Source organism: Halorussus ruber (genome assembly GCF_004765785.1).
Classification (GTDB): Archaea; Halobacteriota; Halobacteria; order Halobacteriales; family Haladaptataceae; genus Halorussus; species Halorussus ruber.
This window is the reverse complement of sequence record NZ_SBIT01000020.1, coordinates 46,052-55,837: the sequence shown is the minus strand read 5'-3', so window position 1 is coordinate 55,837 and position 9,786 is coordinate 46,052. Positions and strand designations below refer to the sequence as shown.

Annotated in this window: 5 protein-coding genes and 1 pseudogene; 2 read left to right on the top strand and 4 right to left on the bottom strand. The window is 63.9% G+C overall.

The genetic code is table 11. The features are described from left to right. Nucleotides 1-460 precede the first annotated feature (460 nt). On the top strand, nucleotides 461-2,239 hold the full coding sequence (gene ctaD, locus EPL01_RS20665) for a cytochrome c oxidase subunit I (protein WP_135827183.1): 1,779 nt from the start codon (nucleotides 461-463) through the stop codon (nucleotides 2,237-2,239). A 64-nt stretch (nucleotides 2,240-2,303) separates the two neighbouring features. Here ctaD and EPL01_RS20660 read toward each other — a convergent pair whose 3' ends face one another. From EPL01_RS20660 to EPL01_RS20650, 3 genes are all read right to left on the bottom strand, one after another. Continuing rightward, the gene (locus EPL01_RS20660; protein WP_135827179.1) at nucleotides 2,304-2,729 is read right to left on the bottom strand and encodes a CopG family ribbon-helix-helix protein; all 426 of its coding nucleotides are present in this window, start codon (nucleotides 2,727-2,729) and stop codon (nucleotides 2,304-2,306) included. Between the two features lie 176 nt (nucleotides 2,730-2,905). Continuing rightward, a complete protein-coding gene (locus tag EPL01_RS20655) occupies nucleotides 2,906-4,087 on the bottom strand; it encodes a DUF7972 family membrane protein (RefSeq protein WP_246045810.1) in 1,182 nt (393 codons plus the stop codon). A 74-nt stretch (nucleotides 4,088-4,161) separates the two neighbouring features. Next, nucleotides 4,162-7,767, bottom strand: coding sequence for a PKD domain-containing protein (locus tag EPL01_RS20650; RefSeq protein WP_135827178.1), 3,606 nt, complete (start codon nucleotides 7,765-7,767; stop codon nucleotides 4,162-4,164). A 629-nt stretch (nucleotides 7,768-8,396) separates the two neighbouring features. Between EPL01_RS20650 and EPL01_RS20645 the strand changes: the two are divergent. Beyond that, nucleotides 8,397-8,693, top strand: a pseudogene (locus EPL01_RS20645) (hypothetical protein); the annotation flags it as partial. Between the two features lie 424 nt (nucleotides 8,694-9,117). On the opposite strand, the gene EPL01_RS20640 reads toward EPL01_RS20645, so the two are convergent. Next, nucleotides 9,118-9,699, bottom strand: coding sequence for a right-handed parallel beta-helix repeat-containing protein (locus EPL01_RS20640; protein WP_135827176.1), 582 nt, complete (start codon nucleotides 9,697-9,699; stop codon nucleotides 9,118-9,120). Nucleotides 9,700-9,786: the final 87 nt, after the last annotated feature.

Below are 9,786 nucleotides of genomic sequence, written 5' to 3'. Positions count from 1 at the left end.
CGTCCGCTCCCGCTGCCAACATTCAAGAGTCGCGGTGTCTAACGTCCTTTTGAGCAGGTTTGCGGCTTGCATGGACACAACCGCTACAACCTGCTCACTTCTTAAACTGCGCTAACTAGACAGTGCCTCTCTAGAAAATAGAAATATTGCTAAGACAAATGACCACCTAACTTGAATCTGCGCGACTGCTCGCCGCCGTCGCGGCGAGGAGTCGCCGACTAGTCCGGTTTCTTCGGTCGCATCCACAACTTCGCTTTCACCCTCGCCGGGCCACCGAATGAACCTTCGAATTGATAAGCTATTTATCGGAGATGTACAGAAAGTAAGCCGAGAGCGGGTCGATATCCCGAAATTATCCGATTTTCGAGTGGAGTTGGCGTGCGCCAACCGAGGAGACACGTATCTCTCGGCCTTGGTTTGGGGTATGGTTGATGCAGGGCAACTCGCACTTACCGTCGTCATGGGGGTCCTCCTCGTCGCGGTCATCGCGTACATCTTGCGCATCGAGGACTGGCAATCGTACACACCGCTCGCAGGAGGAGGTGGCGGTGGGTACGGCGAAGGGGCGGAAGCCGGTCACGAGGAGAAACCCGGCGGTCTCGCCAGATGGCTGACCACCGTGGACCACAAGGACATCGGGTACCTGTACGGTCTCTACGGACTCATCGCGTTCATCTGGGGCGGGGTCGCAATTCTCCTGATGCGGACCGAACTGATGACGCCGGATTCGGCCATCATCGGGGCGAACTTCTACAACGCCCTGCTGACGACCCACGGCATCACGATGCTGTTCCTGTTCGGGACGCCGATACTGGCGGCGTTCGGCAACTACTTCATTCCCTTACTCATCGGCGCGGACGACATGGCCTTCCCGCGAATCAACGCCATCGCGTTCTGGTTGCTTCCGCCCGCGGCGCTCCTCATCTGGGCGGGCTTCCCGCTGGCGACGCTGACCGCGGGTGACATCCAGCCCTCACAGACCTCGTGGACGATGTACACGCCGCTTTCCGCGGAGCAGACCAATCCCGGCGTGGACCTGATGTTGCTGGGTCTGCACCTCTCCGGTGTCTCGGCGACGATGGGTGCGATTAACTTCATCGCAACCATCTTCACCGAGCGCGGCGACGACGTGGGCTGGGAGAGCCTCGACATCTTCTCGTGGACCATGCTGACCCAGTCGGGCCTCATCCTGTTCGCCTTCCCGCTTCTGGGGAGCGCGTTCGTGATGCTCCTGCTGGACCGGAACTTCGCCACGACGTTCTTCCTCTCGGAAGGCGGCGGCCCGCTGCTGTGGCAGCACCTGTTCTGGTTCTTCGGCCACCCCGAGGTCTATATCCTCGTCTTGCCGCCGATGGGGCTGGTCAGCCTCATCCTGCCTCGCTTCTCGGGCCGGAAGCTGTTCGGGTTCAAGTTCGTCGTCTACTCGACGCTGGCGATCGGCGTCCTTTCCTTCGGCGTGTGGGCACACCACATGTTCAGCACGGGCATCGACCCCCGCATCCGGGCTAGCTTCATGGCGGTCTCCTTGGCAATCGCGGTCCCGAGCGCGGTGAAGGTCTTTAACTGGATCACCACGATGTGGAACGGCAGGCTTCGGCTCACGGCCCCGATGCTGTTCTGCATCGGGTTCGTCCAGAACTTCATCATCGGGGGCGTGACCGGGGTCTTCCTCGCGTCCATCCCCGTGAACCTCGTGCTTCACGACACCTACTACGTCGTCGGGCACTTCCACTTCATCATCATGGGAGTCATCCCGTTCGGCGTGTTCGCTGGCGTCTACTACTGGTTCCCGATGTTCACCGGTCGGATGTACCAGAAGACGCTGGCGAAACTCCACTTCTGGACCTCTATCATCGGCGTCAACGTCACGTTCTTCGCCCTGCTGTTGCTGGGATACGGCGGGATGCCCCGGCGCTACGCCACCTACCTCCCGCAGTTCCAGACGCTCCACGTCGTGGCGACTGTGGGCGCGTTCCTCATCGCCTTCGGCCAACTCGTCTTCGTCTGGAACCTCGTCACCTCGTGGCTCGAAGGCCGGAGAGTCGAGAGCGCCGACCCGTGGAACCTCGAAGACGACGGCATGAAGACCAAGGAGTGGACTTGGTTCGAGCGCAAGCGAGAGACCGCAGTCACCGACGGTGGCGACGAGGCCGTGACTGACGGCGGCGAGGACGCGATGACCGACGGCGGTGAGAACGTGTCTGAGGGCGGCGAAGACGCGTCCGACTCTAACAACTAGCCCCTGCTCTACTCCTCGTTCGGCGTCTACTGGTCTCTCGACCGCTCTCTTCCACCCTGACCAACTACTCGCCAGCGAACGGTCCGACCTCGTCCACCGGAATCACGGAGTAATCGACCGTGAGGGTGTCCTGCGTGGCCCGAATCTTGCCGACGAACGTCGAGATGTCGGTCAGGCCGCCTTCGAGGATGAACAGTTCCATGCAGTAGTGGTCGCCGACGTGGTTGTGGACGTTCGAGGCGACTAACCCGTCGTACTCGTGGCGCAACTCCATCATGCGCTGTTCGACGCCGGAACTCTCGTAGTTGAACAGCACCGTGACGACGCCCATCAGCTCGCGCTCCTCTAACTTCTTGTCCTCGAACTCTCCCAGCAGGTTCCGGGCGGCCTCTCGGAAGACTTCGCTCCGACCGGTGTAGCCGTGTTCGTCGGCGAAGTCGTCCACGCGGTCCAGCAGTTCGTCGGGCATCGAGATGCTGACGACGGTCATGCTGTTAACTCGGGCGTCTATGGTTAATAGCTCTTATTACCAGCGGCGCAGTTCCACCGTGTGAGTTGCTAATCAATCCCACCGAATCGTTCCGCCAGTTCGAGAGCGTTCGCTACTAAAGCACATGGTTATTCCCCTATTGTTTGTATAGCTGTTCTAAAACGCCTGAGTATACGTCATTGCTCCTGTTTCGGCGTCGTGAACGGAATCGTCGCGGCGGTCCGCTCGGTCACGGTCGCAATCCGGACGATGAACGCGAACAGGAGCGCCAAGGGCGTGAACGCGATGCCGACGATGACCGGTATCAGCAGACTGCTGTGCTGGGTCACCGCGGTCGGCTCCTCGGCGGTGAACCCCAACAGCATCAGCACGAGGAACGCCTCGGCGGGGAATCCAGCGTAGAGCAACACCCGCGAGAGCGACGAGAGTTCCTCTTGCAGGTATAGCGACTTGAAGTACTGTCGCGCGATGTCCACCTTCTGGAGGTGTTCGATGAGGTTGTCGAGCGCGTCCATCACGGTCTCGGGTAGCTCCTCGCCGTGAATCGCGCGGATTCGCCGGATTTCGTTTATCTGCTGGGCGTAGTTGGTCGTCAGCGTTACCGACAGCACCCGGAAGGTGTTGGCGTCCGAGGCGTCGAGAATCTCCTCGACGTGGTCCGCGTGTTCGGTCAGCGCCTCCACGGTGTCGTCCACTTCGCCGCGAATCTCCTCGCCGACCGCGCCGAAGGTCATCCCGCCGATTCGCTGGGCCTCCTGTCGCGTGTTCGAGAACAGGAGTTCGAGGAAGCCGAGTGGTTTGACCGGCGCAATCTCCCCGGCGTGGCCCTCGACGTCCTCGCGGTACTCGATGACGTTCTGAATCTGCGATTCGAGTTCGCCGGGCGAACTCATCTCCCGCGAGAGCAGGAGCTGGTTGATGGACACCACGACCGTAATCAGCGTGAGATTCCCGCTGATGAGCGAACTCAGCACGTAGAACATCGGCTGGCTGTCGGCCATCGGTATCCAGCCGACTCGCTCGGCCACCCCGAGGAGGCCCACCAGCGCGACCAGCAGGATGGCCGCAATCCCCAGTCGATTCCCGTCGAGGAGGAACCACTCGCGCAGGTCGGTCGTCTTCTCGCTCAGGTCCGCCATCTGACTCGCCGACTCCTCGTGGTCGCCGTCGTCCGACGATTGCCCGCTCTCGACCGCCAGTCCGTCTTTGACCGACGACGCCCCGCTCTGGTCCTCGACTGCGGACGCGCCACCGACTCCGGACTTCTCGCCACCGCTCTCGGACCCTTCGCCACCGACTCCGGACTCCTCGTCTGCGGCCTCCTCGCTGGTCGGGTCGCTCCCCGGCCCCCCGCTCATCCCGGCAGTAGTAGGGTCCTGAGACGGAAAACGCCAACGGGCAGAAAAAGGGAAGTCGTTCGTCGTCTCGTCGCTCAGTCCCGCATCCGGGCCAACAGCGCGGCCGCCAGCAGCGCGACCAGCGCCGCGCCGACGCCGAATCCGGGCACGTCGGGAGCCCTGTCTCCGAAGCCGCCGTCGTCCGACTCGGTGACGCCGAGGTCCGCGGTCTGGCCGCTGACCTCGACCGTGTAGTTGCCCGCCGCATCGACTTTCCGGACGAAGGTGACCTCCTTCGTCTCGCCAGCGGGCACCTCCACCGTCTCGGTCGCTAGCTCCTTGCCGAACATGGTCAGCGTGACGTTCTGCTCGCCCGCCGAACCGCCCGTGTTCTCGACCGCCGCGGTGATTTCGACCGTCTCGCCCGCCGCGATAGTCGATTCGTTCAGCGACACGTCGCTGACCGCGGTCTCGGCCGGGAGCGTCTCCTTCACGGTGAGGTTGCCCGCCGAGACGCCGCCGACCGAGACCTCGTAGCTTCCGGTGGTCGTGGCGGTCCCGGTCAGGGTCACGTTCGCGGTCTGACCCGCCGCGACCTCGACCGTCTTCGAGGCCGCCACGGTGTCGCCGACGGTGAGGTTCACCGTCGCGCTCCGGGCCGCGGACCCGGCGTTTTCGACCGTCGCGTTCGCGGTCACGTCGTCTCCCGTCGCCACGGTGTCGGTCGCCAGCCCGGCCTCGGCCACCGACAGCGAGTTGCTCGCGCCGACCGCGAGTGTGCCGAGGCTGTGGGCCGTCGCCTTCAGTTGCACCGCGTCGCCGGTCGTCTTCACGACCGTCGCGTTGAGTTCCGTCCAGCCGTCGTCGTACTGGTGGACCGACACGTCGTCGGCCGACCCCAGCGCGCCGAGCGCGGACTTCTGGACCGTGAACTCGACGGTCGCGTTCCGCACGCCCCTGTCGAGGTACTTGGCGTCCATCTGGAGGTACGCCATCGCCTCGTCGGCCTCGGTCAGTTGCGTGACGCCGCTGGGCGACTCGGCGCTCGCGGCGGTCTGGAAGACGACGTGGGGGTCGTCGCGCCGCACGTCGATGGCAACGCGCTCGAACTGCACGCCGGTCTGGTTGCTGGTCGCGCTGGCGGGCAGACCGGCCGTAATCGTCTGGTCGGACTGGGCGTTCCGCACGTCGATTTTCGCCGCGTTCGACCCCGATTTCTCGACGTCGGTCGAGACCGGCGGCGGGCCGAGGCTGGCACCGCCGCCTCCGCCGCCACCGATCGCGGCGCGCTCGTCTTCGTCGTCCTCGACCTCGATTTCGACCGACGCGGTGTCGATCCGGCCCGTGTCGTCCACGACCGTCACGGTCGCGTCGTAGGTGTCGCCGTCGTCGTAGGTCGCGTTCACGCTCGGCCGAGAGGAGTTCGTCGTCTCCTCGGGCCTGCCGTCGCCGTCGAAGTCCCACTGGTACTCCACGACCTGACCGCTGGCGTCGCTACTTCCGCTGGCGTCGAGCGTCACCGGCTCGCCCGCCTCGGTCTCGTTGGTCGAGGCCGAGAGGACCGCGTTCGGCGCGTCGGTGACGTTGACGGTGTACTGGTCCGAGGAGACCTCGTTGCCCGCCGCGTCGCGGGCCACGACCCAGACCGTCGGCGTGCCCGTGCTGCCGAAGGCGTGGGTGGCGCTACTCTCGAAGGTGTCGGTCGAGGAGTCGGCTTCTATCGTCTCGGTCTCGCCGTCGCTGAACCGATAGGTCACGCTCGCCACGCGACCGTTGTCCTCGACCCGCGAGGAGACCTCGAACTCCTCGTTCGCCGAGACCTCGTCGGGGACCGAGACCTCGGTGACGTTCGGGTCCAGGCCCCGGTGGACCGTCACCGGGACCGTCGTGTTATCGACGTTGCCGCCGCCGTCCTCGACTTGGAGGGTGACGTTGGCTTGCCCCTGCGAATCGAAGGGCGCGGCCTCGTGGGTCGCCCGTCCAGTCCGGTTCTCGTAGCTTCCGTCGCCGTTGTAGTCCCACCGGTAGGTCTGGATGCCGCGGTTGTCGTCGCTATCGCCGCCGTCGAAGGTCAGGGTCGCGCCCGCCTCGATTTCGTCGGGGAGGTCGGCTCTGGCGGTGGGCGACTCGGTGTCCTCCTCGACGATTTCGACGGTGATGGTCTCGGTGTCGGTGTTTCCGGCGGGGTCGCTGACCTCCACCGTGACCTCGTAGGTACCGGTCTCGTCGTAGGTGTGGGCGACCCGCGAGTCGCTCGTTCCGTTCGTCCCGTCGCCGAAGTCCCACTCGTATTCGTCGGACGGCGGGCCGCTGTTGTCGGTACTCTCGCTCGCGTCGAGGACGATTCGCTCGCCGACGACGTGGTACTCGGGCAGGCCCTTCTCGCCGGGGTCAACGTGTACTCTCGCGGTCGGTGGGAGGTTCTGGGCGACCTCGAAGGAGATGCTGTCGCTGTCGCGGATGCCGTCGGGCGTCTCGACCGTCACGCTCACGGTCCCGCTCTGGGCGGAGTTGTACGTGTAGTCGAAGGTCCCGCTGGAGGTGGTCTCCTCGGCTTCGCCGTCGCCGTCGATGTCCCAGTAGTAGGTCTCGATGCTCTCGTCCACGTTCGCGGTGAAGGTCACGGTCTCGCCCGCTTCAGGCGGGTTGTCGCTCGGGCGAGTGCCGAGACTCACGTCCGGGCAGTGCTGACCGCGCTGGATGACGAGTTCGCTGCTCATGTCGAGGCCCAACTGCTGGCCGTTCGTGCTCCCGTCGTTGGTCCGGACCTGCCACGCGTCGATGTTCGAGAACGAGGGTTCGATGACGGTCTCTCGCCCGCCGAGGTTCTCGAAGCCGCGGTAGGCACCGCCGTCGGTGCCGCCCGACCCCCAGAACCAGTTTATCTCGAAGAACCGACCGTCTTCGCTCGGGTGGAAGGATTCGAGCGGCTCGGAGTCGTACTCGGCCTCGCGGTGGCCGTACCGGGTTCCGCTCGCGTCGTAGTACTCGTCGTCCATGTCCTCGCGGGGATACATGTCGTCGATGTACGCCCACTCGCCGTTCGGGAGGTTGCGGAACTGCCACTCGGCGGCCCCGCCGCCCGGCGACTCCTCGAAGAAGCCGTCGCCGGGTCCGTAAATCCCGTTGTAGGGGTTGTGCGAGGACGTGCCGGTCTCCTCGTAAATCCGGTCGTGGCGGATGACGAGGCTGACCTCGCCGTTGGGATTCTCGTAGAAGAACATGTGGCTCTCGCCGTTGTCCGACCAGTTGTAGAGGCCGTAGGTGCCGTAGTCCCACCCCTCGTGGCGGTACTGGTCGTTGAGGTACGGCGCGTAGTAGGACGTCTGCCCGACGGCGTGGCTCTCGCTGGGGCCCTCCGGATAGTACCGGTAGCGGTAGTCCATGATGGACTCGATGGACTCGAATCCGCCCCAGTCGGGGTCGCGGAAGTCCCCGTACACGTCCGCCTCTCGCGGCTCCGTGAAGTGGGGGATACTCCCGCGGACGTCTACCTCTGGTTCCATCTTCGGATGGTCGTGCGAGAACGCGCGGACCTCGTGGCACACGCCAGCTTCGGGTTGCCGGACGGTGTACCACGCTCCGCTGGCGTCCTGCGCGCTGGCCGTGCCGACCAGCCCGACGATGCCTGCCGGAAGCGCCGACGTGACTAACAGCACCGTCAGCGCGAGACTCAATATCGTGGTTTTATCGGTATCCATTACGCTACTACCCCACCGTATTCCGGTATTTCCCTTTGTTATGGACTCTCTTGCGTGAATTCTGGAGTTCGCTACGTTCTCGCAGACCGAACGTACCAGAAAGACAGCAGGCGGGTAACCCCCGATAGGAGTCGCTTACACGCCGTTCGCGTGGGTACAGGGAAATATAATTTATTCTTTCCCGAGCAAAAATATTGCTTAAACAACGGGTTGGGTTTCTTTGCTCTCTCGCCGGGGTTCGAGATACGCGCTGGCGGGCGACCGGCGGTACTCCTCTGCGATGGCAGGCCGACCAGCCGCCGCGGATGCGCTCGGTGGAACGTCCGACCGATGGGGGCACTCGACTGGCAAGTCGCCATGGCGGCGCTCGGCGCTACGAACCACCGGTAAACGCTCGACTCACTAACTGACAGGGAGGGATGAAGGGGCCGCGCGATCGCGCCGGAGGCTTGGTCGCTCCTCGACCCCTATCCGTCGCAACCACGTCCGTCGGATATGTCGAGGAGCGACCGCGACCGCGTGGGGGCTTCGAGAAGCGTTTACAGTCACGACTCTCCCCGAACGCAAAACCACGATTCATCTCGAACTTCGGCCCCATTCGTTAACCTCCTCGCTGTCGGAGGTGACGTATGGTCGAACGCGAACTCGGAGAGGCGACGGTCGTCTACGACGACCCCCACGAGGAGGACCCGAGCGAACTCACGGTTCAGAACGAACACGTGGTCTACTTCCAAGACCACTGGCTGGTCAAGACCGGCGAGGACGACGCGGGCAACGACACGGTGCGGCGCATCCCCTCTGAGAAGGTCTACTACGTCGAGCGCGAGGTCGAGCGGTTCGAGGACGAGGCCGCGACCCTGAAAGACCAGTTCGAGGAACGGTTTCAGTCGGTAGCGAGTGACGTCGAAGAGAAGCTTCCGACCGGGTGAGACCTCGGATTTGCGTTCGTGGCAGTTCCGAACGCTAGTATTGCTGATTTTTGGTCTCCTCGCTAAGTAGAGTCGAACTTTTAGCGTCCTCGCGGGGTAATACGATTTTTGGCCTCCTCGCTAAGTAGAGTCGAACAGGAAACGGAGTTAACTATTGCCGAAGCCGAGGAGTCACCGCACAGCACCGCCCCGCGACCGCGGGCCACACCCTCCCCAACCGATTGCGTTGCTCGTCGCTTCGCTCCTGCGCTACTCATCCCTCGCGCGACGATGGCGCGGCACGGAGGCACCGGCGGACAACCCGCGTCCGCCGAGCAGTCACTCGCTACGCTCGTGACGACCGCGCCAGCGCGCGCCAAACAACTATAATCGAGTACTCACAAATCCCGCGAAGAGTCGCCGAAAACTGCTCTTGCTTCGCTTACCCGCCGTCGCGTTGAATCTTCAGTTCGTTCTCCGAGAACTTCGTCCCGTCGAGGGTCAGACTCCGGTTGTCGGTGTAGACGCCGACGAGGTTGTCCGAGACGTTGCTGTTCTCGAGTCGGACGTCGTTGGGCTGCTCCAGTCGGACGCCGTAGGCGTTCGAGAACGTCGTCACGTTCTGGAGCGTGGCCGACCCCTGTTTGACGAGGAGGCCAGCGTGCCAGTCGTTGACCTCGACGTTCTCGACGGTGACGCCCTCAGCGTCTTTGACCGCGATGGCCTTGGTGTGGCTGACGCCGCGGCCGTCGATGCGGTGGCCGTCGCCGTCGAAGGTCACGTCGTCGGCGGTAATCGTGATGCAGGACTTCGAGATGGGGGTCTTGCCGCCGTTCTCGATGTCTTTGGTCAGGACGTAGGTGCCCGATTGGTCGATGGTGGTACACGAGTCGATGCTGTTCTGGGCCGCGTCGGTCGGACTCGCCGCGCCGGTCAGGCCAGCGCCGACGACGGCACCACCGCCGACGGCCAGCGCGAGCGCGACGAAGAGTACGCCGAGCGTGCGAACGTCTCGGGAAGTCACGTTCCCAGCAACGACAGAGGGGCAGTTATACCTCGCGGCGGTTCGACGCCGAACTGCCGTAAACGAAACAGTAAGGGGCGACTAATC